The 24,683-nt window shown below is 68.1% G+C and carries 23 protein-coding genes and 2 riboswitches; of the genes, 15 read left to right on the forward strand and 8 right to left on the reverse strand.

All coding sequences use genetic code 11. The annotated features are described in order from the left end of the window. Nucleotides 1–13 precede the first annotated feature (13 nt). Complete coding sequence (rplU, locus tag RV045_RS00730) at nt 14–325, reverse strand: 50S ribosomal protein L21 (RefSeq protein WP_423233841.1); 312 nt, start codon at nt 323–325, stop codon at nt 14–16. A 203-nt stretch (nt 326–528) separates the two neighbouring features. On the opposite strand from rplU, the gene glyQ reads away from it, so the two are divergent. From glyQ to gmhB, 5 genes are read left to right on the forward strand one after another with little or no spacing between them, the layout of a single operon-like run. Further along, on the forward strand, nt 529–1,473 hold the full coding sequence (gene glyQ, locus RV045_RS00735) for a glycine--tRNA ligase subunit alpha (RefSeq protein WP_423233842.1): 945 nt from the start codon (nt 529–531) through the stop codon (nt 1,471–1,473). After that, nucleotides 1,473–1,709 (forward strand): DUF4160 domain-containing protein, encoded by a 237-nt coding sequence (locus tag RV045_RS00740; protein ID WP_423233843.1) that lies wholly within the window; start codon nt 1,473–1,475, stop codon nt 1,707–1,709. Before glyQ ends, RV045_RS00740 begins: the two co-directional genes overlap by 1 nt. Then, nucleotides 1,690–1,968, forward strand: coding sequence for a DUF2442 domain-containing protein (locus RV045_RS00745; RefSeq protein WP_423233844.1), 279 nt, complete (start codon nt 1,690–1,692; stop codon nt 1,966–1,968). Before RV045_RS00740 ends, RV045_RS00745 begins: the two co-directional genes overlap by 20 nt. A gap of 28 nt (nt 1,969–1,996) precedes the next feature. After that, nucleotides 1,997–4,138, forward strand: coding sequence for a glycine--tRNA ligase subunit beta (glyS, locus tag RV045_RS00750; RefSeq protein WP_423233845.1), 2,142 nt, complete (start codon nt 1,997–1,999; stop codon nt 4,136–4,138). A 1-nt stretch (nt 4,139) separates the two neighbouring features. Further along, nucleotides 4,140–4,706 (forward strand): D-glycero-beta-D-manno-heptose 1,7-bisphosphate 7-phosphatase, encoded by a 567-nt coding sequence (gene gmhB, locus RV045_RS00755; protein ID WP_423233846.1) that lies wholly within the window; start codon nt 4,140–4,142, stop codon nt 4,704–4,706. Between the two features lie 81 nt (nt 4,707–4,787). On the opposite strand, the gene metF is transcribed toward gmhB, so the two are convergent. The 5 genes from metF to hemE all read right to left on the reverse strand — a co-directional run bounded on the left by metF (nt 4,788) and on the right by hemE (nt 11,990). Continuing rightward, nucleotides 4,788–5,651, reverse strand: coding sequence for a methylenetetrahydrofolate reductase [NAD(P)H] (gene metF / locus RV045_RS00760; protein WP_423233847.1), 864 nt, complete (start codon nt 5,649–5,651; stop codon nt 4,788–4,790). Nucleotides 5,652–5,668: 17 nt separating this feature from the next. Next, nucleotides 5,669–7,123: an adenosylhomocysteinase gene (ahcY, locus tag RV045_RS00765; protein WP_423233848.1), complete on the reverse strand. Its 1,455-nt coding sequence runs from the start codon at nt 7,121–7,123 to the stop codon at nt 5,669–5,671. A 28-nt stretch (nt 7,124–7,151) separates the two neighbouring features. Further along, a riboswitch (S-adenosyl-L-homocysteine riboswitch) is annotated at nt 7,152–7,245 on the reverse strand. A 60-nt stretch (nt 7,246–7,305) separates the two neighbouring features. After that, nucleotides 7,306–8,421, reverse strand: a complete 1,116-nt coding sequence (locus tag RV045_RS00770; RefSeq protein WP_423233849.1) for a hypothetical protein — start codon at nt 8,419–8,421, stop codon at nt 7,306–7,308. Beyond that, entirely contained in the window at nt 8,421–10,562 is a 2,142-nt protein-coding gene (gene priA, locus RV045_RS00775) for a replication restart helicase PriA (RefSeq protein ID WP_423233850.1), read from the reverse strand. Before priA ends, RV045_RS00770 begins: the two co-directional genes overlap by 1 nt. 342 nt (nt 10,563–10,904) lie before the next feature. Further along, a complete protein-coding gene (hemE, locus tag RV045_RS00780; RefSeq protein WP_423233851.1) occupies nt 10,905–11,990 on the reverse strand; it encodes a uroporphyrinogen decarboxylase in 1,086 nt (361 codons plus the stop codon). 156 nt (nt 11,991–12,146) lie between these two features. On the opposite strand from hemE, the gene RV045_RS00785 reads away from it, so the two are divergent. After that, nucleotides 12,147–12,647 (forward strand): helix-turn-helix domain-containing protein, encoded by a 501-nt coding sequence (locus tag RV045_RS00785; RefSeq protein WP_423233852.1) that lies wholly within the window; start codon nt 12,147–12,149, stop codon nt 12,645–12,647. Between the two features lie 34 nt (nt 12,648–12,681). Here the strand turns inward: RV045_RS00785 and RV045_RS00790 are convergent, their stop codons facing one another. Then, the gene (locus RV045_RS00790) at nt 12,682–14,724 is read right to left on the reverse strand and encodes a bifunctional 2',3'-cyclic-nucleotide 2'-phosphodiesterase/3'-nucleotidase (RefSeq protein ID WP_423233853.1); all 2,043 of its coding nucleotides are present in this window, start codon (nt 14,722–14,724) and stop codon (nt 12,682–12,684) included. A 95-nt stretch (nt 14,725–14,819) separates the two neighbouring features. Next, nucleotides 14,820–16,004 (reverse strand): beta-ketothiolase BktB, encoded by a 1,185-nt coding sequence (gene bktB / locus RV045_RS00795; protein WP_423233854.1) that lies wholly within the window; start codon nt 16,002–16,004, stop codon nt 14,820–14,822. Nucleotides 16,005–16,107: 103 nt separating this feature from the next. Beyond that, nucleotides 16,108–16,358: riboswitch (cobalamin riboswitch) on the forward strand. 68 nt (nt 16,359–16,426) lie between these two features. Here bktB and RV045_RS00800 point away from each other — a divergent pair. Genes RV045_RS00800 through RV045_RS00840 form a run of 9 tightly spaced genes read left to right on the forward strand, consistent with a single transcriptional unit; the run spans nt 16,427 to nt 24,671 of the window. Next, complete coding sequence (locus RV045_RS00800; protein WP_423233855.1) at nt 16,427–17,773, forward strand: cobyrinic acid a,c-diamide synthase CobB; 1,347 nt, start codon at nt 16,427–16,429, stop codon at nt 17,771–17,773. Beyond that, nucleotides 17,770–18,606, forward strand: coding sequence for a precorrin-4 C(11)-methyltransferase (cobM, locus tag RV045_RS00805; protein ID WP_423233856.1), 837 nt, complete (start codon nt 17,770–17,772; stop codon nt 18,604–18,606). The genes RV045_RS00800 and cobM overlap by 4 nt, the downstream gene beginning before the upstream one ends. Next, on the forward strand, nt 18,603–19,499 hold the full coding sequence (locus tag RV045_RS00810; RefSeq protein WP_423233857.1) for a sirohydrochlorin chelatase: 897 nt from the start codon (nt 18,603–18,605) through the stop codon (nt 19,497–19,499). Before cobM ends, RV045_RS00810 begins: the two co-directional genes overlap by 4 nt. Then, nucleotides 19,496–20,173, forward strand: a complete 678-nt coding sequence (locus RV045_RS00815) for a precorrin-8X methylmutase (RefSeq protein WP_423233858.1) — start codon at nt 19,496–19,498, stop codon at nt 20,171–20,173. Before RV045_RS00810 ends, RV045_RS00815 begins: the two co-directional genes overlap by 4 nt. Continuing rightward, entirely contained in the window at nt 20,170–21,297 is a 1,128-nt protein-coding gene (locus RV045_RS00820) for a cobalt-precorrin-5B (C(1))-methyltransferase (protein ID WP_423233859.1), read from the forward strand. The genes RV045_RS00815 and RV045_RS00820 overlap by 4 nt, the downstream gene beginning before the upstream one ends. Beyond that, a complete protein-coding gene (gene cbiE, locus RV045_RS00825; protein ID WP_423233860.1) occupies nt 21,294–22,637 on the forward strand; it encodes a precorrin-6y C5,15-methyltransferase (decarboxylating) subunit CbiE in 1,344 nt (447 codons plus the stop codon). Before RV045_RS00820 ends, cbiE begins: the two co-directional genes overlap by 4 nt. Beyond that, nucleotides 22,634–23,461, forward strand: a complete 828-nt coding sequence (cobI, locus tag RV045_RS00830) for a precorrin-2 C(20)-methyltransferase (RefSeq protein WP_423233861.1) — start codon at nt 22,634–22,636, stop codon at nt 23,459–23,461. Before cbiE ends, cobI begins: the two co-directional genes overlap by 4 nt. Then, the gene (locus RV045_RS00835) at nt 23,458–24,234 is read left to right on the forward strand and encodes a cobalamin biosynthesis central domain-containing protein (protein WP_423233862.1); all 777 of its coding nucleotides are present in this window, start codon (nt 23,458–23,460) and stop codon (nt 24,232–24,234) included. The genes cobI and RV045_RS00835 overlap by 4 nt, the downstream gene beginning before the upstream one ends. Beyond that, nucleotides 24,231–24,671, forward strand: coding sequence for a cobalamin biosynthesis protein (locus tag RV045_RS00840; RefSeq protein ID WP_423233863.1), 441 nt, complete (start codon nt 24,231–24,233; stop codon nt 24,669–24,671). The genes RV045_RS00835 and RV045_RS00840 overlap by 4 nt, the downstream gene beginning before the upstream one ends. The last annotated feature ends 12 nt before the right edge of the window (nt 24,672–24,683 follow it).

The following is a 24,683-nucleotide window of genomic DNA, read 5'->3' on the forward strand; positions in this document are numbered from 1 at the left end:
TTACTCCTTGGGCTTAACCGGCGATGGCGCCGATTTCGATTTCGGTGTAGTGCTGGCGATGGCCGCCGCGCTTCTGATAGTGCTTGCGACGGCGCATCTTGAAGATGCGCACCTTGTCGTGGCGGCCGTGCTCGACCACTTTGGCCGTCACGGTGGCGCCAGCCAGCAGGGGGGCGCCAACACGCAGGTCCGCACCGCTACCGACAGCGAGCACCTGGTCAAACACCACTTCCTGGCCAACGTCCGCAGCAATCTGTTCTATTTTGATCTTGTCGCCGGCAGCCACTTTGTATTGCTTGCCGCCGGTTTTTATGACCGCGTACATGGGAATCCTTTCAAAGAAAAACCGGCCGGACAGGCAAAGAAGCGCTATCCAGCAGGAGCGAACCAAGGATTATCCGTGCAAACGGGGATGGGCGTCAAACTTTTTGAGCGCCCGAACGCCCGGCAATTGCGGCTTTGCAGGGTGATCCGGGCACGATCTTGCGCCTAGAATGGTGCCAATATCCAACACTGTCTGCGCCTATCATGCTGACCCTCCAACAGATCATCCTGCGCCTGCAGAGCTACTGGGACGCCCAGGGCTGCGCGCTGCTGCAACCCTATGACATGGAGGTGGGTGCGGGCACCAGCCACACCGCCACCTTCCTGCGCGCACTGGGGCCCGAGCCCTGGCGCGCCGCCTATGTGCAGCCCAGCCGCCGTCCCAAAGATGGCCGCTACGGCAACAACCCCAACCGCCTGCAGCACTACTATCAGTACCAGGTGGTGCTCAAGCCCGCTCCGGCCAACATCCTGGAGCTGTATCTGGGCTCGCTGGAGGCGCTGGGCTTTGATCTGAAGAAGAACGACGTCCGCTTCGTCGAAGACGACTGGGAAAACCCCACGCTGGGCGCCTGGGGCCTGGGCTGGGAGGTCTGGCTCAACGGCATGGAAGTGACGCAGTTCACCTACTTCCAGCAGGTCGGCGGCATCGACTGCAAGCCCGCCACGGGCGAGATCACCTATGGCCTGGAGCGCCTGGCGATGTATCTGCAGGGCGTAGAAAACGTCTACAACCTGGTCTGGACCGAAACCCCCGACGGCCGCCGCCTGAGCTACGGCGACGTCTACCACCAGAACGAGGTCGAGCAGTCCACCTACAACTTCGAACACGCCGACGCCGATTTCCTCTTCACCGCCTTTGGCGCGCACGAAAAGCAGGCGCAGCACCTGATCGCGCAGCAGCTCGCTCTGCCCGCCTACGAGCAGGTGCTCAAGGCCGCGCACAGCTTCAACCTGCTGGACGCGCGCGGTGCCATCAGCGTGACCGAGCGCGCCGCCTACATCGGCCGCATCCGCAACCTGGCCCGCGCCGTCGCCGCCGCCTACGTGGACAGCCGCGCCCGCCTGGGCTTCCCCATGGCGCCCAAAGCCTGGGCCGACGAGGCGCTGGCGAAGATCGAAGAACAGAATGCGAAGAAGGCGGCTTGATGCCGACGGTGCTGCGTCTGTCGGGCTGGCGTTTCCACTTCTACTCGGACGAGGGAGGGGAGCCTCCTCATATTCATGTGGACACTGGCGATGGCGATTGCAAGTTCTGGCTCTCGCCAGTGCGGCTGGCGCGCAGCCAGGGTGTCAAGGCGCAGGATCTGCGCCGGATTGAATCGGTTGTTGCAGAAAATGAAGCCTTATTCCTGGAGAAATGGCATGACTTCTTCCGCCCCTGAAATCGATCCGCGCGCTTTGCGGGTCTGGGTCAATGACCGTGTGGTTTTCGTGGAGCTCAGCGATGGGCGGCAGATCGGTTTCCCGGCCAGCCGCTTTCGGCTTCTTAGCCAGGCGAGTGCGGCCCAGCTCGCTGAGGTGACTCTGCGGCTGGATGGCGCTGCTCTGCGCTGGGATTCTCTTGATGAGGACATCACCGTGAGGGGAATTGTTGAAGGCCGATTCCAGCTCCCTTTGCCGCAGGACCAGCAGGCCGCATGACTCCAACAACATCTATCAAAAGTAACTGATGAAAACGTCTGCCAATCTCCTCCTCGAACTCTTCGTCGAAGAACTTCCGCCCAAGGCGCTGCGTGCGCTGGGCGATTCGTTCGCGGCCACGCTGGCGGCCAGCCTGCAGGCCAGTGGCCTTGCAGATGCGGGCGCTGCAGTGACCGCGTTTGCTTCGCCGCGCCGCCTGGCCGCGCACGTCACGGGCGTGCGCGCCCGCGCCGACGACAGGCCGGTGTCGCAGAAGCTGATGCCCGTCAGCGTCGGGCTGGACGCGGCAGGGCAGCCGACGGCGGCGCTGCTCAAGCGTCTGGCGGCGCTGGGGGCGGACGCTTCGGCGGTCGCGGGTCTCAAGCGCGCAAGCGACGGCAAGGCCGAAGCGCTGTTTTTTGACAGCGTGCAGCCGGGCGTGGACCTGGCGGCGGGGCTGCAAAAGGCGCTGGACGAGGCGTTGGCCAAACTGCCGATTCCCAAAGTGATGACTTACCAGCTTCAGGACGGCTGGAGCAGCGTCCACTTCGTGCGCCCTGCGCATGGCCTGGTCGCACTGCACGGCGATGCGGTGGTGCCGGTGCAGACGCTGGGCCTGACGGCAGGACGCGAGACGCACGGCCACCGTTTCGAGGCCGCAGCCGACCCCGTCGTGCTCAAGGATGCAGACAGCTACGCCGCACAGATGCGCGCGGAAGGCGCCGTGATCGCCTCTTTTGAAGAGAGAAAAGCGGAGATCGCCCGCCAGCTGGCCGCTGCTGCTGCGCCGCTGGGCCTGACGCCCATTCAGGATGAGGCGCTGCTGGACGAGGTCACCGCGCTGGTCGAGCGCCCCAATGTGCTGCTGTGCCAGTTCGAGCCCGAGTTCCTGGCTGTGCCGCCCGAGTGCCTGATCCTGACGATGAAGGCCAACCAGAAGTACTTCCCGCTGCTGGACGCGGCGGGCAAGCTCACGCACCGTTTCCTGGTGGTCAGCAACATCTCGCCGGATGACGCCAGCGCGGTCGTCCAGGGCAACGAGCGTGTGGTGCGTCCGCGTCTGGCCGACGCGCGCTTCTTCTTCGACCAGGACCGCAAAAAGACGCTGGAAAGTCGTCTGCCCGGGCTGGACAAAGTGGTGTATCACAACAGACTGGGCAGCCAGGGCGAGCGCGTGGAGCGCGTGCGCGCCATCACCCGCCTGATCGTGCAGCACATGCGCGACACCACCGTACCCTACACGGCGCAGGCGCGCGAAGAGCTGGACATGCTGGCGCACAAGGCCGACCAGGCCGCGCACCTGGCCAAGGCCGATCTGCTGACCGACATGGTCGGCGAGTTCCCCGAGCTGCAGGGCATCATGGGCGGCTATTACGCCCGCCACGACGGCCTGCGCGACGGCGTGGCCATCGCCATCGAGGACCACTACAAGCCACGCTTCGCGGGCGACGATCTGCCGCGCAACCACACCGGTACCGTGGTCGCGCTGGCCGACAAGCTGGAAACGCTGGTCGGGTTGTTTGGCATCGGCCAGCTGCCCACCGGCGACAAAGACCCCTTCGCGCTGCGCCGCCACGCGCTGGGCGTGATCCGGATGCTGACCGAGCGTCTGCCGCTGCTGGCGCTGACGCCGCTGCTGCACGAGGTCCAGGCCGTGTTCGGCAGCCTGATCAAAGACCCGACGCCTGCGCTGCGCAGCTTCATCTTGGACCGCCTGGCCGCCAGCCTGGCCGACCAGTACAGCGCGCAGGCCATCGACGCCGTGATGGCGCTGCAGCCCGATCATCTGGCCCAGGTGCGCCTGCGTCTGGAGGCGGTGAAGCAGTTCGCCAGCCTGCCTGAAGCGCAGCCGCTGGCCGCTGCCAACAAGCGCGTGGGCAATATCCTGAAAAAAGCCGAGGGCGAACCCGGCACAGCGGTGGACGCCACCCTGCTGCGCGATGCGGCCGAACAGCAGCTGGCTGCCGCGCTGGCCCAGGTGGCACCGCAGGCCGAAGCGGCCTTCGAGCGTGGGGACTACACCGCCTCGCTGCAGGCGCTGGCGGCGCTGAAATCGCCGGTGGACGCCTTCTTTGCCGACGTCATGGTCAACGCCGACGACGCAGCGCTGCGCCGCAACCGCCTGGCGCTGCTGGGCCAGCTGCACGCCGCGATGAACCGCGTGGCCGACCTGTCGCGTCTGGGCGCCTGAGATGACGGGCGCCAAACACGTCAAGCTGCTCGTGCTGGGCCGCGACGGCGTGGTCAACCGCTACCGCGACGACCACGTCAAGGATCCGGCCGAGTTCGAGGTACTTCCCGACGTGCCCGAGCAGATCGCGCGCCTGAACCGCGCGGGCTGGCACGTGGTGGTCGCCACCAACCAGTCGGGCATCGGTCGCGGGCTGGTGGACATGAGCAGCCTCAACGCCGTACACGCGCGCATGCACCAGACGCTGCTCAAATCGGGCGGGCGTCTGGCAGCGGTGTTTTTCTGCCCGCACACGCCCGAAGAAGCCTGCGCCTGCCGCAAACCCCAGCCCGGTCTGCTGCTGGAGGTCATGGACCGCTTCGGCGCCACGCCCGCGCAGGTGCCCGTGATCGGCGACACCGTGCGTGATCTGGAAGCCGCCGTCAGCGCGGGCTGCCGTCCGCACCTGCTGCGCATCAGCCGCGCCAGCCACCTGGACGACGCGGCTCTGAACGCCCTGCGCGAACGCTGGCCCCAGCTCCAGATCCACGATTCGCTCACCGCCTGCGTGGACGCGCTACTGGCTTGATTCCGGAATTTACGGCACTTCATTCCGGAATTTACGGACTCAAATCCCTTCCAGAGTGTTGATCTGGAAGGGATTTTTTGTTTACTCCCCTGCCAGCCTCCCGCACAGCTCGCCCACCAGTGGCGACTGGTTCATGGTGTAAAAGTGCAGGCCGGGGGCGCCGCCGTCGATCAGGCGTTCGCACAGGCTCGTGACCACGTCCAGGCCGAAGGCGCGGATCGAGGCGGTGTCGTCCAGATAGCCTTCCATCTTGCGGGCGACCCAGCGCGGGATCTCGATGCCGTCACGCTGCGCGAAGGCCGCGATGCGCGAGAAGTTGTGGAAGGGCATGATGCCCGGCACCACCGGCGCGTGCGCGCCCAGCTTGCGCGTCTGCTCCACGAAGTGGAAGTAGGCGTCGGCGTTGAAGAAGAACTGCGTGATCGCGCTGCTGGCGCCTGCCTTGACCTTGTCGGCGTAATGCTGCAGGTCGCGGGCCACGTAGCGCTCGCCGGGGTGGTATTCCGGGTAGGCCGCGACTTCGATGTGCCAGTGATCGCCGTGGCGCTCGCGGATGAAGCGGACCAGGTCGGCAGCGTAGGGCATGTCGCCGCTGCGCTGCATGCCGCTGGGCAGGTCGCCGCGCAGGGCGACAAGGCGGTCCAGGCCGCTGTCGCGGTAGCCGTCCAGGATCTGGCCCAGATCCTCGCGGCTGGAGCCCACGCACGACAGGTGCGGCGCGGCGGCAATGCCCATGGCCCGGATGGCCTGGACGGTTTTGAGGGTCTTTTCGCGGGTCGAGCCGCCAGCGCCATAGGTGACGCTGAAAAATTCAGGGGACCACACGCCCAGATCCTTCACGACCTGGAGCAGCTTCTCATCTCCCACCGGCGTGTTCGGCGGGAAGAATTCGAAGCTGACCGGGACGCGCAGGCGGGCGGTGGACGACGGGGTGAGGGTCGTCATGGTGCTCGCCTTGCGGATCAGTAGCGGTAGGTGTCGGGCTTGTACGGACCCTGGACCTGCACACCGATGTAGGCGGCCTGATCGGGCGTCAGCTCGGTCAGGACGGCGTTCAGGCGCGTCAGCTGCAGGCGCGCGACGTGCTCGTCCAGGTGCTTGGGCAGCACGTAGACTTTGCCGGCTTCGTAATCGCCTGATTTGGCGTACAGCTCGATCTGAGCCAGCGTCTGGTTGGCGAAGCTGGAGCTCATCACATAGCTGGGGTGGCCGGTGGCGCAGCCCAGGTTGACCAGGCGGCCCTTGGCCAGCAGGATGATGCGCTTGCCATCGGGGAAGATCACGTGGTCGACCTGCGGCTTGATCTCTTCCCACTGGTACTGCTCGAGCGAGGCGACCTCGATCTCGTTGTCGAAGTGGCCGATGTTGCACACGATGGCCTGGTCCTTCATCTTGACCATGTGCTCGTGGCGGATGATGTCCTTGTTGCCCGTGGTGGTGACAAAGATGTCAGCCTGTTCGACCACGTCTTCCAGACGCACGACGCGGTAGCCTTCCATGGCGGCCTGCAGCGCGCAGATGGGGTCGATTTCGGTGACCCAGACCTGCGCCGACAGCGCGCGCAGCGCCTGCGCCGAGCCCTTGCCCACGTCGCCATAGCCGCAGACGACGGCGATCTTGCCCGCGATCATCACGTCAGTGGCGCGCTTGATGCCGTCCACCAGCGATTCGCGGCAGCCGTACAGGTTGTCGAACTTGCTCTTGGTGACGCTGTCGTTGACGTTGATGGCGCGGAACTTCAGCTCGCCCTTGGCGGACATCTCGTTCAGGCGGTGCACGCCGGTGGTGGTCTCTTCGGTCACGCCCAGAATCTGCGCGCTCTTGCGCGTGTACCAGGTCGGGTCCTGGGCGACTTTGGCGCGGATGGCGGCGAACAGCACTTTCTCTTCGGCGCTGCCGGGCTTGTCCAGCACGGACAGATCTTTCTCGGCCTTCATGCCCAGGTGCATCAGCACGGTGGCGTCACCGCCATCGTCCAGGATCATGTTGGGGCCTTCACCGTCGGTGCCTGAGGCGCCGAATTCGAAGATGCGGTGGGTGTATTCCCAATAATCTTCCAGCGTTTCGCCCTTGTAAGCGAAAACGGGCGTGCCACGCTCGACCAGCGCGGCGGCAGCCTGATCCTGCGTCGAGAAGATGTTGCACGAGGCCCAGCGCACGCTGGCGCCCAGCGCCTGCAGGGTTTCGACCAGCACGGCGGTCTGGATGGTCATGTGGATGCTGCCCGCGATGCGCGCGCCCTTGAGCGGCTGGCTGGCGGCGAACTCGCGGCGGATGTCCATCAGTGCGGGCATCTCGCTCTCGGCGATGTTGATTTCCTTGCGGCCCCAGGCGGCCAGAGACAGGTCGGCGATCGCGTAAGACGCGGCCTGGGTGGTGGTTTTGGGGGAATTGACGGCGGTTTCGATCACACTCATGGCGATGCTCCCTGGTTAAAAGCGGACAAAGCAATGAGCGCCGTTGGATGACAAGGCCTTGAGCCTGGCCTGATCGCGATCAAACGGAATTGATCGGACAGGTCGCAGCGCCCCTCAAGGCGAAGCGGATTGTCTATCAGAGCTTTCCCGCACGTCAAGCGGCTGGGGCGGTAGTCCTGGCCTCAGTGGGGTGGGTCTGCGGCAAACAGCACGGACTTCGCCTGATCCGAGCCCAGCACGCAGGCCGCGCTGTGCGCGCAACCGGGCACCACGGTCAGAGGCTGGGGCGTCAGCGGCCGCAGCACCTGCCGGGTGTAGGCCTGGTAGCCCTGCGCGCGCTGCAGCCGGTAAGGCCCCTGGCGCTGCGCTTCGCAGCCGTGATCCAGCCGGGCGTCGGCGGTTCCGGGGCCTGGACCGCTGTCCAGCGATCCGGCCAGATAGGCGATGCTGGCGTGGCGGTATTGATCGCGCGGATCGCGTCCGGCCAGATGGTCCGGCAGGCCCGGCAGGCCCTCCAGCCCGTACTTCCAGTGGTTGAAGCGCGGGCAGGCCGCATCGTCGCCCGAAACTTGGCCCGAAACATGGCCCAAGTCAGGCCGCCAGGCGTCGAAGTACAGCCAGCTCCCCGGCGAGGCGATCACCCAGCGCAGCGTCACCCCGTCAGGCGCTTGGGCGGCCAGCGCGGCGTGACGCTGCAGCAGCTGCGCGCCCCCCGAAAATCCCACCAGCGTGATGCGGCGCAGGCTGGGCCACTGCCGCGCCAGATGGGCGACGAGTGCGTCCAGGGCCGCCAGCGATGAAATGCCGTGCGATGGAGGGATTCCGCCCAAGCTGCGCGATCCCGCCAGCCAGCCGCCGCAGCGCCACTGCGCGTCGCCCGACAGGGCTTCGGGCTCGCCCGGCGTGCGGCAGCGCGGCGCGTCTTGCGCGGTCACCGGAAAAATCGGCGCGACGATCAGCGGCGGCTTCCCACCTGCAGCCTGAGCCGCCTTCGCGACCGCTGCCTGCACGATGCGCAGCGTGGCCTGCGCATCACGCGGATAGCCGTGGACGGCGATGAAGGCCTGGACGGGCACGGCTGCGGTCTGTGGGATGGTCTGTGCGGGAACAGCAGCGACATAAAAAGGCAGATCGCCCGCACCACCCGGCAGCGCCAGACGCTGAAGCTGCGCGGCGGGATCAGGCGGCTGAGCTGTGGGCGCGGCCGCCGCTACAGAGGTCGCAAATGAAGCCGCAACTGAGACCGCAACTGCGAACGCAGCCAGCGCCTTAAGCAGGGCGAGAGCAGTGCGGCGCATCAGATGCCCTGCGGATCAACATCCAGCGCCCAGCGCTGCACGCCCCTGTGCTGGGCTTTGAGCGCGACCAGGCGAGCGCGCCACTGCGCCAGCAGGTGCTGCAGCGCCTGGCGCGAGGCGCATTCCAGCAGCATCTGGCGCCGCTCCAGGTTGGCCACGCGTGCCACCGGTGGCGCGATGGGCGGGTAGAGCGTGGGCGCGGGCTGGATGACGGCGGCGATCTCGCGCCCGGCCTCGCGGGCATCGCGCAGAAAAGCCTCCACCGCTTCGCCCTCGCGCCCTTCAGCGCGCAGCAGCGCCAGGTGCATGAAGGGCGGCAGCCCGGCGGCGCGGCGCTCGTCCAGCAGTGTGGCGGCGTGCGCGGCGTAATCGTGCGCGGCCAGCGCGGCAAAGAGCGGATGGCCGGGGTGGTGGGTCTGCAGCCACATTTCGGCGCGGGCCATGTGCGCGGCGTCGCGCCCGGCGCGTCCGGCGGCCTGCATCAGCAGCGCGAAGAGGCGCTCGGGCGCACGGAAATCGCCCGAGAACAGTCCGCCATCCGGGTTGATCGCCGCGACCAGCGTGATGCGGCGGAAATCGTGGCCCTTGGCCACCATCTGCGTCCCGATCAGGATATCGACCTCGCCCGCGTGAACAGCGGCGAGCTGCTCGGCCAGGCTGCCCTGGCTGCGCGTGGTGTCGGCGTCGATGCGCAGCACGCGCGCCTGCGGCAGCGACTGCTGCACCTGCTCCTGCAGGCGCTCGGTGCCTCGGCCTATGGGCTGGATGTCCTGGTCGCCGCAATCGGGGCAGGCACGCGGCACGCGCTCGGTGAAGCTGCAGTGGTGACAGCGCAGCGTGCGGTCGCCCAGGTGGAAGACGCGCCAGGCGCTGCAGTGCGGGCAGGCGCTTTTCCAGCCGCAGCTCACGCACTCCAGCACCGGCGCGTAGCCCCGGCGGTTGAGCAGCAGCAGGCTCTGCTCGCCGCGCTCCAGGCGGTCGGCCAGCGCAGCCTGCAGATCAGGGTGCAGCGCGGGCGGCGGCGTGCCCTGCGCGCGCGGCGGCAGGCGATCCATGTCCAGCACGCGCACGGCGGGCCAGGCGTCGCTGCCCACGCGCTGGCTCAGCGTGGCGCAGGCGTAGCGGCCGGTCTGCACCTGCTGCCAGGTCTCCAGCGACGGCGTCGCCGAGCCCAGCACCACCGGCACGCGCCGCAGGTGGCCCCAGACCACGGCCAGATCGCGCGCCGAATAGCGGGCGCCGTCCTGCTGCTTGTAGGACGGGTCGTGCTCTTCATCCACGATGATCAGCCCGACTTCCGGCAGCGAGGCCAGTACCGCCAGCCGCGTGCCCAGCAGCACGCGGGCGTGGCCGCTGTGCGCACGCCACCAGTGCGCGGCACGCTGCGCCGGGGTCATCGCGCTGTGCTGGCTGGCGACCTGGTGCGCGCCAAAGCGCGCCTCGAAGCGGGCGAGCAGCTGCGGTGTCAGGTTGATCTCCGGCACCAGCACCAGCACCTGCTGGCCCCGATCCAGCACGGCCTGGCTGGCCTGCAGATAAACCTCGGTCTTGCCGCTGCCCGTCACGCCAAACAGCAGCAGCGGGCGCGGCGCGGGGCTGTCGGCGCTGGCGTCAAGGGGTTGGAGGACGGCAGCGAGCGCTTCGTGCTGCTCGGGCGTCAGGGTGCGCGGCGCTTCAAGCTGTGCGGGCTTGGGCGCCGCGCCGGTTTTGGCCTGCCAGCGCTGCACGCGCCGGGCGATGGCGTCCACGGCGTCCTGGCGCATCTGCGGGGGCAACGCCAGGCTGGCGATTTCGCCCTGGCTGCGCTGGTAGTAGCGCGCCGCAAACGCCACGCGCTGGCACCAGTCCGCCGTCATGGGGGGCACGGGCAGCACGGCGGCGATGTCGCGCAGCACGACGCTGGCGTCGGCAGGGGTGTCCTGGCGCTCCCAGACCACGCCGCTGACCTCGCGCGCGCCCAACGGCACGCGCACGAGCTGGCCGGGCTGCAGTTCGGCTGCGCCCCGGTAACTAAGCACTGAGGCGCCATCGCCACCCAGCGCGATGTGCGCGGGCAGGTCCACCGCCACGCCCCAGCACGCCAGCTTGCCGTCCGAATCGGAAGCGCTGTCGCCAAAACCGGGGCTAAGTGGCTGATTCATGGGGCTGTCGCCGCGTCTTGCACAGGGGGTGTGGATAAGTGTGTGAGCAATCGGGGGAACTGGGGGGAATGTCTGTTGACGGGGTGTGTATAACTTGGCTTAGCAAAAGTTCACAAATCTGTCAAAATTTTATTTTTCTTTTTATAAACAATGGCTTGCTGATTAGACTGCATCTGGCTTGATCGCTTTGTGACCCAAGCTGCTGACGGCGTGGTGAGCGAAGAATATTGGGGATAAACCGCAGCCATCAAGCACAAAATCACGCCAAAAACCGCAGTTGCGGGCCAGTCGGCACAAAAACGACAGACGCCAGCCCCGGCGCATCAGCGCGCGGCGGCTGTGTTATCGCAGGGTGCGCGAGTGGCTGTGGACGGCGTGGACCAGCGCCTGCACCGACTCAATCGGCGTGTGCTGGTTGATGCCGTGGCCGAGGTTGAAAATATGCCCGTCCCAGCCCCCGTCGGCGCGCTGCGGGCGGCCAAAATCGTCCAGCGCCTGGCGCGCGTGCGCGGCCACGGTGTCCGGCGCGGCAAAGAGCGTCATCGGGTCCAGATTGCCCTGCAGCGCCACCTGCTGGCCGACGCGCGCCCGCGCCTGGCCCAGGTGCACCGTCCAGTCCACGCCCAGCACGTCGGCGCCGATGTCCGCCAGCGCTTCCAGCCACAGCCCGCCGCCTTTGGTGAAGACGATGACGGGAATGCGCTGGCCCTGCGCATCGGTGCGCTTCAGGCCCTGCACCACCTGGCGCAGGTAGGGCAGCGAAAATTCGTGGAAAGCGCGGTGCGACAGCACGCCGCCCCAGCTGTCAAACACCATCAGCGCCTGCGCGCCCGCATCGACCTGCGCGTTCAGGTAGGCGGTGACGGCGCGGGCGTTGGTGTCCAGCACGCGGTGCATCAGGTCGGGCCGCTGCAGCATCAGCGTCTTGACGGCGCGGTAATCGTCGCTGCCACCGCCTTCGACCATGTAGCAGGCCAGCGTCCAGGGGCTCCCCGAGAAGCCGATCAGCGGCACGCGCCCGTTCAGCGCCTTGCGGATGCTGGTGACGGCGTCAAACACATAGCGCAGCTTGTCCATGTCGGGTACGGCCAGCGCGGCCACATCGGACTCGGTGCGCACGGTGCGGGCAAAGCGCGGGCCTTCGCCCACGGCGAAGCTCAGGCCCAGGCCCATGGCGTCGGGCACGGTCAGGATGTCGGAGAACAGGATGGCCGCATCCAGCGGAAAGCGCTCCAGCGGCTGCAGCGTGACCTCGGTGGCGTAATCCACGTTCGTGGCCAAACCCATGAAACTGCCGGCTTTTGAGCGCGTGTCGCGGTACTCCGGCAGGTATCGCCCTGCCTGGCGCATCAGCCAGACCGGCGTGTGGGTGGTGGGCTGGCGCAGACAGGCGCGCAGAAACTGGTCGTTGATCAGAGGGGTGAGCATGGGGGGATTATCGCTGCTGGCGGCGGTGTGCTGGGCCACTGCTGGGCGCCGTGTAGGACGCGCAGCAGCTCGATGCGGGGGCCGTTGATGCGGTAGGTCACACTGCGGCTTGGAGATCAGTCCAGCAAAATACGTCTTTGACGTACAATTCACATTATGTACACCATCGCAGAAACGCCTTCCTTCGCAGAAGATGCCAAGGCTCTCTGGGCAGAAGAGGAGCGCGCCGCATTCTGCGTCTGGCTGGCTGGCAACCCTGAGGCCGGGGATGTGATTCCTGGTAGCGGTGGCTGCCGTAAGGTACGCTGGTCCCGGGCCATATTCTCAAATCCATTCGTGAGGCCCTTGAAAATGACTGATCAGCGCTCAAGCACCGACAGCATGACCGGAGAAGAGCTGGGGCTCAAGCTCCTGCAGTCTGTTCGGCAGATGAAAGCAGGCCAGACCGCCCGAGTGACCCGGGTTGCGCCCAATGAGGTGGCGGATGCCCGCCAGCAGACCGGGTTGACTCAGGCCCAGTTCGCCCAGGCTTTGTGCATTTCCAGGCGGACATTGCAGGAGTGGGAGCAGGGCCGTCGCGCGCCTTCGGGGGCCGCGCAGGCCCTGATCCGCATCGCGCGCAAACACCCTGAAGTGCTGCTGGAAACGCTGGCCTGATGCGGACCAGCTCTCCGCTTGACGCCCCCATCCTTCACCGGCTGTCCTTCAGACTCAGTGCGAACGTCGCCATCCCTTTTTCGTCCGCAGCAGCGTCGGTGGCGGTGATGCCGCCCAGGCCCGCTGCCTGCGCCAGGGCGTCAGCGCCGGGCGCCGATTTGAACAGCACGCGGCCGGCCGTGGTCATGGGCGTGAAGCGCCAGCTGCGCGCGCTGCCGTTGGCCTGGCGGGTGAGCTGGCCGGTTTTCTTCACGTAAGCGATCAGCACGTCGCGGTTGGTGTCGGGCGATTCCCAGATGGTGGCGCGGCCGTCCAGTTCGGGGATCATCTTCGTGGTGGCGCGGTAGTTGTTGGTCGCGATGATGAACTGCGCCGCCGGATCCATGGGCGCGCCCTTGTAGCTCAGCGCGCGGATGCGCTCGCCCTCGGGCTGGGTCACGTCGATCTGGTACTGCACGTCGGGCGTGGTGAACACGTCAAAGTTATAGCCCGGGAAGGTGCTGACCAGCCACTGGTCGTCTTTTTTGGCCGGATCGATGCGGTTGAAGCGCTTGGCCGTCGATTCCAGCCACGCCTTGATCTGCGCGCCGCTGACCTTCACCGCGTAGACGGTGTTGGGGTAAAGGTAAAGATCGGCCGCGCTGTAAATGGCCAGATCGCCCGCCGCCACGCTGGTGTAATCGTCCGGGCCCTGGAAGCCGGATTTGAACGGCGCGCTCACCGACAGCACCGGCAGGCTGGCGTACTGCGGCAGGCTGGCCTTGATGTAATCGGCGACATAAGCCTGCTGCGCCTGGTTGACGATCTGGATCGCGGACGGATCGCCCACGTCGGCCAGCTGGGTGCTCATGCGGAAATCGCTGCGCCCGATGGGCGCCTTGACGTAGGCGATGGTCGCCTCGTGCTGCGCCTGCACGCCCGGTGCGATGCTGGGGTCCGCCGCCACGAAAGTCGGCTTGCCATTGGCGCCGGTGCCCGTGCGGAGGGTGCGCACTTCGGCGCGGCTGGCGTCCTTGTCGACCTGCCAGCGCTGGCCGTCCCAGCGCAGCGCCAGGTGAACCAGCCCCAGGCCCTTGCCCCAGGACAGCGGCATGGCGGCCGGCACGCCGTGGATGGTGCCACGCACGTTGTCCATGCCCGGCAGTGCCAGGTCAGGCTTGTCGCCCGCCTTGGGGAACTGCAGATGCTGGTGGCCCATGAAGAGCGCGTCCAGCCCCGGTACCTGGGCCACATAAAGGCCCGGGTTCTCGACAGTGGGGCCGTCGGGCTGGGTGCTGGCGCCGCCGTGCAGCAGGGCCACGACCACGTCTGCGCCCTCAGAACGCATTTTCGGGATCAGCGCCCGCGCGGTTTCCACGGCGCCAGCGGTGTAAACCTTGCCTTCCAGATAGCGCTTGTCCCAGTTCAGGATGCCCGGCGTGGTCAGGCCCAGCACGCCCACGGTGATGGGCTTGTGCACCGTCTGGCCGTTGATCTGGACGGCAACAGTGCGCTTGAGCAGCGTGTAGGGTGCGACCAGCGGTTGCTTCGTCTTGCTGGAATAGACATTGCCCAGCACCACGGGGAAACCCACACCCGGCCCGGCGGTGGCGCAGCGGCGCTGCAGGCCTTCGGTGTCCAGCACGTTGCCCAGAATCTGGTCCAGGTAGGGCAGGCCGTAGTTGAACTCGTGGTTGCCCAGGGTGCCCGCGTCGTACTTCAGCGTATCCATGGCCCGGTAGATCGACGGCATCTGGCCGCAGGGCAGCGGTTTGACGGTGGCCTCGACATCGGCCAGCGCCGTGCCCTGAATGGTGTCGCCGTTATCCAGCAGCAGGGCGCCCGGGAATTCGCTGCGCGCCTGGCGGATCAGCGTGGCGGTGCGCTCGAAGCCGTAGGACGGGTCAACCGCCAGCTTGAAGTAGTCGTAGCTGAGCACATTGGCGTGCAGATCGCTGGTTTCCAGCAGGGTGAGCTGGGCGCTGGCGCCGGAAGGCAGGCCGGGGCTGGCGCAGGCGGTCAGCCCAAGCGTGGCGATCAGCAGGGGCAGGGCAGAGACTGGGCAGGCAGAAGCGGCTCGGGAAGGGCGGGGTCGCATGGCGGTCCTTGTGTCGGCGGGCCGCAGCGTCCGGGCCCGGGGGTCTGAAGCAGGCACGCAGCATGCCACAGGCCCTGGTTGCCCGGGGGCCGGGTTTACACCCGCTCGAAAATCGCCGCGATCCCCTGGCCACCCCCGATGCACATGGTGACCAGGGCGTAGCGGCCCTGGATGCGCTGCAGTTCGTACAGCGCTTTCACGGTGATCAGCGCACCCGTCGCCCCGATGGGGTGACCCAGCGAAATGCCCGAGCCATTGGGGTTGACGCGGGCCGGGTCCATACCCAGCTCGCGCGTCACGGCCAGCGCCTGCGCGGCAAAAGCCTCGTTGGCTTCGATGACATCCATGTCCGCCATCGTCAGTCCGGCGCGCGCCAGAGCCGCACGGCTGGCGGGTACAGGTCCAAGACCCATAACCAGCGGATCCAGCCCCGCATGGGCGTAGGCCACCAGGCGCGCCATCGGCTGCAGGCCGCGCGTGCGGGCCGTGGCCGCATCCATCAGGACCATCGCCGCTGCGGCGTCGTTCAGGCTGGAGGCGTTGCCCGCCGTGACGGTGCCGTTCTCTTTGGTGAACACCGGTTTCAGTTTGGCGAAATCGTCGGCTTTGCTGTCGATGCGCACGTTTTCGTCGGTGTCGAACACCGTCTCGCCTTTGCGCGATTTCAGGGTGATGGGCAGGATCTGGTCCTTGAAGCGACCGGCAGCGATCGCGGCCTGCGCGCGCTGGTGGCTTTGCAGCGCCAGCGCATCCTGGTCCTCACGGCTGATCTGGCACTGGCGCGCCACGTTCTCGGCGGTGACGCCCATGTGGATGACGTTGAAGGGGTCGTGCAGCGCGCCGACCATCATGTCGACCAGCGCGGTGTCGCCCATGCGCGCGCCCCAGCGCATGTTGAGGCTGGCGTAGGGCGCGCGGCTCATGCTCTCGGCGCCGCCCGCGATGGCGACGTCGCAGTCGCCCAGCATGACGGACTGCGCCGCCGAAATCACCGCCTGCAGGCCCGACCCGCACAGGCGGTTGACGTTGAAGGCGGGCACTTCCTGCGCGCAACCGCCCTGGACGGCGGCGACGCGCGACAGATACATGTCCCTGGGCTCGGTGTTGATGACATGGCCGAAGACCACATGGCCGACCTCGCTGCCCGCGGTGCTGGCGCGCTGCAGGGCTTCGCGCACGACGCGCGCCCCCAGTTCGGACGGAGGCATGTCTTTCAGGCTGCCGCCATAGCTGCCTATGGGGGTGCGTACGGCGCTGGCAATAACGACTTCTCGGCTCATGTCTGTCTCCGGTTTTGGGTGTGTTCACAGTGTGTTCGTCGCATCTGACAGCGTGATGACGGCACAGTCACCAGGGACAAACCCGGGCTGCCCGGCAGCGGCTGTTACACTTCTTTGCATTGGTGCTGCCTGCCCGCTGCTGCGGTGCAGGCGTTAAACGGGAACCAGCAGGGGCGCTTTGCCGCCCTGATCTGGGCTGTCTCCGCAACGGTAGGCCAGTGCGCGCGGGGTGCCGCGCGCCGCTGCAATCAACAGCCACTGGAGCTTCGGCTCCGGGAAGGCGATTGCGACGGGTCCAGACGCATTTTCTGGACCACGGCGAGCCCGGATACCGGCCAGTAAGGGGTGAACTGCGGCAACGCGGCCACCTGTCGGCCGCTGCTGCTTCGGTGAAGGGCGCACGGCGCTATCTGGATCCCGGCATGTTGGCCCCTTCTGTTTCCTGCCCCGCTCTGCTGGTGGCAGCTCCTGCTTCCGGGCAGGGAAAAACCACTTTGACCGCCGCTCTGGCGCGGCTGGCCTCGCGGCGCGGCCTGCGGGTGCGGGTCTTCAAATGTGGCCCCGATTTTCTCGACCCCCAGTGGCTGGCTCTGGCCAGTGGCCACCCGGTTCATAACGTCGATCTGTGGATGACGGGCGAGCCGGATGTGCGCCAGCGCCTGTACGCCGCCGCGCAGCAGTCCGACCTGATCCTGGTGGAAGGCGTGATGGGCCTTTTTGACGGCCAACCCAGCGCCGCCGATCTGGCGCAGCGCTGGGGCCTGCCCGTGCTGGCGGTGATGGACGCCAGCGCCACGTCGGACACCCTGGCCGCGCTGGCTTACGGCCTGCGCCACTACCGCCCCGGCCTGCCATGGGCGGGCGTGCTGGCCAACCGCGTGGGCAGCGCGCGCCACGGCGAAATGGTGGCGCAGTCGCTGGGCGAGGGCTTTCTGGGCGCCGTGCTGCGCGACGCAGGCCCGCCCCTGCCCGAGCGCCATCTGGGCCTCTTGCAAGCGGCTGAGCTGCCTGACGCGCTGTCCCGCCTGGACGCCTGGGCCGATGCGCTGGAGGCCACGCCGCTGGGCCAGTTCTCGGCGGTGGACTGGCAGCGGTATGCGGTGGATTTCCCCGCGCCAGAATCTTCGGGCGAGCCTTCTGACGATGCCGCCTTGCGCCCGCTGGCCGGCCGGCGCGTGGCCGTTGCCCGCGACGCGGCGTTCAGCTTCATCTACCCGGCCAACCTGGAGACGCTCACCCAGCTTGGCGCCACGCTGGCGTTTTTCTCGCCGCTGGCGGATGACCCCGTGCCGCCCGCCGACGCCGTCTGGCTGCCGGGCGGTTACCCCGAACTGCACGCGGCTGCGCTGTCCGCCGCCACGCGCTGTGCCCAGAGCCTGCGCGACCACGTAGACGCCGGTCGGCCGCTGTGGGCCGAGTGCGGCGGCATGATGCCGCTCTTTGACACCCTGATCGACAAGGCGGGCCAGAGCCACGCCCTGTGGGGCCTGCTGCCCGGTGCGGTGATGATGCAGGCGCGCCTGGCGGCGCTGGGGCCGCAGCAGTGGTCGCCGGACGGCCGGGTGGCGCCGCTGCGCGGTCACACCTTCCACTACTCGCGCTGCGAGACAGCGCTGCCGCCGCTGGATCACGCGCAGGCGATGCGCGGGGGCCTGGCGTCTCCGGGCGAAGCGGTTTATGGCCGCCAGCGCCTGCGCGCCAGCTATTTTCACGCCTGGATGCCGTCGTCGCCCGAAGCGGTGGCGCTGCTGCTGGGGGTGCAGGCATGACAGTGGTTTCTAACGCCCCCGGCACGGTTTGGTTTGTGGGCGCGGGGCCGGGCGATCCGGATCTGATCACCGTCAAGGGCCGCGATGCCATCGCCCGCGCGGGTGCCATCCTGTTCGCCGGATCGCTGGTCAGCGAGGCGGCCACGCGCTGGGCGCCTGAGGACTGTGTCATCGCCGATTCGAAAGACATGACGCTGGAGCAGATGACCGCCTGGCTGATCGACCAGGCCAGCCGCCACGCGGTGGTGGTGCGACTGCAGACGGGCGATCCCGGCCTGTACGGCGCGCTGATCGAGCTGGTCCAGCCGCTGGACGCGGCGGGCGTGCCGGTGACGGTGGTGCCCGGCGTGTCGTCGGCCATGGCCTCGGCGGCGGCGGCGGTCGAAAGCCTGACCCTGCCAGAGGTGACGCAGAGCGTCATCTTCACCCGCGTTGAAGGCCGCACGCCCATGCCGCCCGGCGAGAGCCTGGCCGAGCTGGCGCGGCACCGCTGCACGCTGTGCATTTTTCTGAGCATCACCCTGCTGCACAAGGTCGAGGCGGGCCTGCGCGAAGCGGGCTGGCCGGGCGATGCGCCCCTGGTGGTGGTGCACAAGGCCTCGTGGCCCGGGCAGGAAATCATTGTGCGCGGCACGCTGGACACCCTCAAGGCGCAGTGCCGCGCGGCCGGCATTGTCAGTCAGGCCATGATCCTGGCCAGCCCCACGCTGGGCGCCCGTCACTGGGATAGCCTCATCAAATCAAAGCTTTACGACGCCCGCTTCACGCACCGCTTCCGCAAAGCCAGCGTCAACTCAGACCAGGACCCGGGCCTGGAGAAGGACACCCCATGACAGAACAGACTGTGCTGCTGGTCGGCCACGGCTCGCGCGAGCCCGGCGGCAACGACGAAATCAACGCCTTCGCGCAGGCCTGGCGCCAGCAGCGCCCGAACTGGCGCATCGAGGTGTGCTTTATCGAATTTGCGCCCGTGCTGCTCGACGCCGGTCTGGACGCCGCCGCGCGCGGCAGCCAGCGCGTGGTGGTGGTGCCGCTGATCCTGAACGCAGCCGGACACGTCAAGATGGATGTGCCCGACGCCATCGCACACGCCCGGGAGCGCCATCCGGCGGTGGCCTTCGCCTACACGCCGCATCTGGGCGCCTGCGACCCCATCCTGGCGGTGCTGCGCCGCCAGTTGCGCCAGGTGATGCAGCGCCTGGACATGCCCGACCCGGTGACCACCGGCGTGATCCTGCTGGCGCGGGGCAGCAGCGACCGCCAGGCCAATGGCGACGTCGCCCGCATGGCGCGCTGGCTGCACGAGGCGGGCGACCACGAACTGGTCGACATCGCCTTCACCGGCATCACCCTGCCGCGCCTGGAGCGCGTGGTCCAGCGCCAGGAGCGACTGGGCATGACGCAGATCGTCGTGCTGCCTTACTACCTGTTCACCGGGACCCTGATGACGCGCATCCAGCGCCAGATCCAGCACCTGCAGGGTCAGTACCCGCGCCTGCGCTTCGGGCTGGGCGATTACTTCGGCTTCGAGCCCGAGATCACCGCGCTGCTGGAAGAGCGCGTCCAGGCCACCACGCAGCCGCAGTCCAGCGCAATGGCGCTCATGCCCTGCGACGGGTGCAAGTTCCGCGAGATCGCCGCCGCGCACGGCCACGGTCCGCACCACCATGGTCCGGATGAGCACGCGCACGGCCACGATCACGCCCACCCGCATCCGCATCCATGAGCACCGTCAACACCGTCACCGAACAGCTCACCGCCGCCGGGCAGGCGATCGAGCACGATTCCTTCGCCATCATCGACCGCGAAGCGGGGCCGCACGACTACACGGCGCAGCAGTGGCCTCTCGTGCGGCGCATGATTCACGCCAATGCCGATTTCGAGTTCAACGGCCTGACCCGCTTTCACCCGGACGCGGTGGACGCGGGTGTGCGCGCCCTGCGCAGCCGGGCCAGCCGCGTGGTGGCCGATGTCGAGATGATCTGCGTGGGCCTGTCGCGCCCGCGCCTGGCGCACTTTGGCGTGGTCCCGCACCAGTTCATCAGCGACGAGGATGTCATCGCGCAGGCTCGGGCGCAGAACACCACGCGGGCCGTTCAGGCCATGCGCAAGGCCTGGCGTCTGGGCCTGCTGGACGGCGCCCTGGTGGGCATCGGCAATGCTCCCACCGCGCTGATCGAGCTGGTGCGGCTGATTCAGGACGAGGGCGTGCGCCCCGCGCTGGTGGTCGGTCTGCCGGTGGGGTTCGTGTCGGCGGCGGAATCGAAGGCGATGCTGGCCGCTCAGGCTGTCGTGCCGTGGATCGTCATCGACGGACGCAAGGGCGGCTCGACCCTGGTGGTGGCCGCCCTGCATGCGCTGCTGGCGCTGGCTGAAGCGCAGGAGCGCGACGCCGCATGAAAAGCGCCGCCGCCAAAGGCACCCGCACCGGCTTCACGACCGGGGCCTGTTCGGCCGCCGCCGCCCGCGCGGCCACGCTGGGTCTGCGCGATGGCGCTGTTCTAGGCGTAGTGGATTGCCTGCTGCCCAACGGCCAGGGGGTGAGTTTTGCCGTGCACGATGGCTGCGTGGACGCCAGCGGCCAGGCCGCGCATGCCATGGTCATCAAGGATGCGGGGGACGACCCCGACTGCACCGACAAGGCCCACCTGACGGTGGACGTACGCCGCCTGCCCGGCCAGGCCGGGGTGGTGCGTCTGCTGGGCGGTTTTGGCGTGGGCACGGTGACGCAGCCGGGTCTGGGGCTGGAGGTCGGCGGCCCGGCGATCAACCCGGTGCCGCGCGCCAATATCGAGGACAACGTGCGCCAGGCGGCGGGCGACCTGCTGGAGTGCGACGGCCTGGAGGTCACGGTGTCCGTGCCCCAGGGGCTGGACATGGCCAAAAAAACGCTCAACGCCCGGCTGGGCATCCTGGGCGGCATCTCTATTCTGGGCACCACGGGCATTGTCAAACCGTATTCGACGGCGGCCTGGCGGGCCAGCGTCATTCAGGGTGTTCAGGTGGCGGCGACCACGGGCACGGGCTGCGTGGTGCTGACCACGGGCGGGCGCACTGAGCAGTTCGCCATGACGCAGCGGCCCGATCTGCCCGAAATCTGCTTTGTGCAGATGGGCGATTTCCTGCGCTACGCCGTGGATACAGCGGTGGCTTCGGGCCTGCGCCACATCGTCATCGGCGGCATGGTCGGCAAGCTGACCAAGATCGCCCAGGGTGAGACCATCACCCACGCCAACCGCGCCGAAGTCGATACCGCACTGCTGGCCGGGCTGGCGGCACAAGCGGGCGCACCGCCGGATGAGTGCGCGGCCATCGCCGCGGCCGAAACCGCGCGCTTTGCCGCCGAGCGCATGACCGCGCTGGGCCTGGCCCAGGAGTTTCACCGGCTGCTGGCGCAGCGCGTTGTGCAGACCGTGACCGCACGTTACCCCGGGCAGTTCCGCCTGGACGTGCTGGTCTGCGATTTCGACGGCAGCCGCATCACGGCGGCGTCGTCCGCCCCGGATTTCGAGGAGCTGCCATGAAGGCTGATTCACGCCCCCCACGCTGTCAGGTGATCGGCGTTCTGGACGATGGCGCCGCCAGCCTGTCGCCCAAAGCCCTGAGCGCCTTGCGCCAGGCCGATGTGGTGATTGGCGCGGCGCGCACGCTGGCGCTGTTTGCCCCCGAAATATCCCCCGAAGCCACGCAGCACGATCTCACCCGGGCGTTGTCCCAGGTTCCCGCCTGGGTGCGCGACGCGCAGGCCCAGGGCCTGCGCTGCGTGGTGCTGGCCACGGGCGATCCGCTGTGCCACGGCATCGCGGGTTTTCTGGCGGCACGGCTGTGCTTTGACGCGCTGGAGATCGTGCCCAATCTGTCCACGCTGCAGATCGCCTGCGCCCGCGTGGGCCTGGTCTGGCAGGACATGGGCATAACCAGCGTCCATGCCGCCGATGCGGGCGAGTGGACGCCTGGCGCCGACGCCCGCCACGGCCTGTATGCGCTGGCCCAGGCGTTGCGCCGTCACGACCGCATTGCGGTGCTGACCAGCCCGGACAACACGCCCGACCGCATCGCCCGCCTGATCCTGGCCGAAGGCCAGGCCGACGACTGGCGCATGGCCGTGGCCGAGCGCCTGTGCCGCAGCGACGAGCGCATCCAGGCCGATCTGTCCATCAGCGCGGCGGCGGCGCTCAGCTTCGCCGACCCCAACGTGGTGCTGCTGTGGCGCACCCGTGCGCGGCCGGCCGAGGTGCTGTTGGGTCTGCCCGACAGCCACTTCGAGCAGCGCCAGCCCGACAAAGGCCTGATCACCAAGCGCGAGGTGCGTGCCGTCTCGCTGGCCCGCCTGCAGTTGCGCGCGGACAGCGTGGTCTGGGACATTGGCGCCGGATCGGGCGCGGTGGGGCTGGAAGCGGCGCGGCTGTGCCCGCGCGGCCACGTTTACGCCATCGAGAAAAACGCCGCCGACGCCGCCATTGCCGGGCGCAACGCCCGCGCTATGGGCGTCAGCCACTACACCCTGGTCCACGGCCGGGCGCCCGAGGGCCTGGACGCCTGGGCCGATCCGGACGCGGTCTTTGTCGGCGGATCGGGCGGCGAACTGCCCGAGCTGATCCGCCTGGCGCTGCAGCGTCTGCGCCCGGGCGGCTGGCTGGTGATGAACTTTGTCACCCTGGAAAACCTGTCCGCCGCGCTGGAGGCGCTCAAGGCGCACGGCGCCGTCTGGGACGTGACGCAGCTTCAGGCGGCGCGCAGCTCGCCCATTCTGCACATGCACCGCATGGCCGCCGAAAACCCGGTGTGGATCGTGTGCGCGCAGGCGGGTCAGCAGGCCGGGCAGGGCCAGCAACCCCAGCACGCTCAGAAGGAGCCTGCATGAGCGCCGCCGCACACGGAACCCTCTACGGCATCAGCCTGGGGCCGGGCGATCCGGGCCTGATCACGCGCGCGGCCTGGGCGGCGCTGCAGCGCTCGGACGCGGTCTGGGTCTACCCGGCGCGCAGCGGCAAAACGCCCAGCTACGCGCTGGACATCGTCACCCGCGCCGGGCTGACGCCGCCGGGCGATCACGCGCTGCTGCTCTTTCCCATGACGCACGATGGCGACAAGCTGGCCCGCGCCTGGCTCAAGGCCGCCAACACCGTGCTGCCCTGGCTGCAGGCCGGGCGCGATGTGCTCTTCCTGGTCGAGGGCGATGCCAGCACCTACGCCACCTTCGGCCACCTGGCGCGAACGCTGCGCGCGCTGGACGCCGCGGTCAAGGTGCAGGTCATTGCCGGCGTCAACGCTTTCACCGCCGCCTGCGCCGACGTGGGCGTGCCGCTGGCTGAACAGGACGACACCGTGGCCATTGTTCCGGCCGCCTATGGCGTCAGCGCGGTGGACCGGCTGCTGCCCGATTTCGACACCCTGGTGCTGATGAAAATCAAGCCGCTGCTCGACGAGCTGCTGGACTGGCTGGTGCATCGCGGGCTGCTGGCGGGCGCGCATTTCATCGAGCGCAGCGGTGCGCCCGACGAGCGCAGCCTGTCGGGAGAGGCGCTGCTGGCGCTGCGCGGTAGCCGGGTCAGCTACCTGTCGCTGCTCGTCGTGCGCAACCCGCAGCGCGTGCGCGGCGAGCGCATCAAAGGCTGCCTGAAAAAATCTTCTCCCTCTGGCCCCGGTTCTGACCCGGGCCTGTTTTCTGAAGCGGACGACGCATGACTCTCCCCCTTTCGACCCTCGACGGCACCCGCGTGGTGCTGGTGGCCATCACGAAACATGGCGCTGCCCAGGTCGCGCATCTGGCGGCGCAGCTGCCGCAGGCGCATGTCTGCGTGGCGGCCAAATTTGCGGCGCTGATGGCTGAAAAAACGGGCGGCCTGCCCAACCCGGTCCATGCTTACAGTGGCGCGTTTCGGGATGAGATCGGCGCACTTTTCAGCAATTACGACCAGATCGTGTTTTTTGTCTCGCTGGGTGCAGTGGTGCGCCTGATCGCGCCGCACCTGAAAAGCAAGGACGAAGACCCGGGCGTGACGGTGGTGGACGACGCGGCGCAGTTCGTCATTCCCGTCCTGTCGGGCCATGTGGGCGGTGCCAACGCCATGGCCGAACGCCTGGCCGCGCTGCTGGGTGCCACCGCTGTGCTGACCACGGCGTCCGACGTGGGACAGACCCTCCCCGTGGACATTCTGGGCCGCGAGCTGGGCTGGACGGTCGAGGCGCCCAAAATCAACATCACGCGCGTATCGGCGCACGTCGTCAACGGCGAGCCGGTGGCGGTGGTTCAGGAGACCGGCCGCCGCGACTGGTGGACGCGGTCCACGCCGCTGCCTGCCAGCATTCAGTGTTTCGAGCGCCTGGACCAGGTCGATCTGGAGCGCTTTCGCGCTGTCCTGTGGATCACCGACGCGCCGGTGCCGGACGCCCTGTGGCAGCAGTTGCACGAGCGCCTGGTGGTCTACCGCCCGCCGCAAGGGCAGGGCGCTGCATGAATCCGGTCTGGCTGACCGCCGGTCTGGGCTGCGATCGCAGTACGCCGCTGGACACCCTGCGCACCGCGCTGGACCAGGCGCTGGCGCAGGCCGCAGCGCACCTGGGCGTGGCGGTCCAGGCGCTGCGCCTGGTTGCGCTGGCCAGCATCCAGGCCAAATCGGACGAAGTCGGCCTGCTGGCGCTGGCCCAGCAGCGGGGGCTGCCGCTGCACTTTTACAGCGCCGCGCAACTGGCCGAAGTGGCCGTGCCCAACCCGTCGGCTACCGTGCTGCGGTATATGGGAACGCCCTCGGTCAGCGAAGCGGCGGCGCTGCTGGCGGCCGGGGCCGACGCTTCCCGCCTGGTCCTTGAGAAATACCGCTGGCGCGGCCCGCAGGGCCTGAACGCCACCGTGTCGCTGGCCCGCGCCCGTGCCCCGGCCCCGGTCGAGATCTGAACCCGTTTTTTC

This window comes from Amphibiibacter pelophylacis (assembly GCF_037688875.1).
Lineage (GTDB): Bacteria > Pseudomonadota > Gammaproteobacteria > Burkholderiales > Burkholderiaceae_C > Amphibiibacter > Amphibiibacter pelophylacis.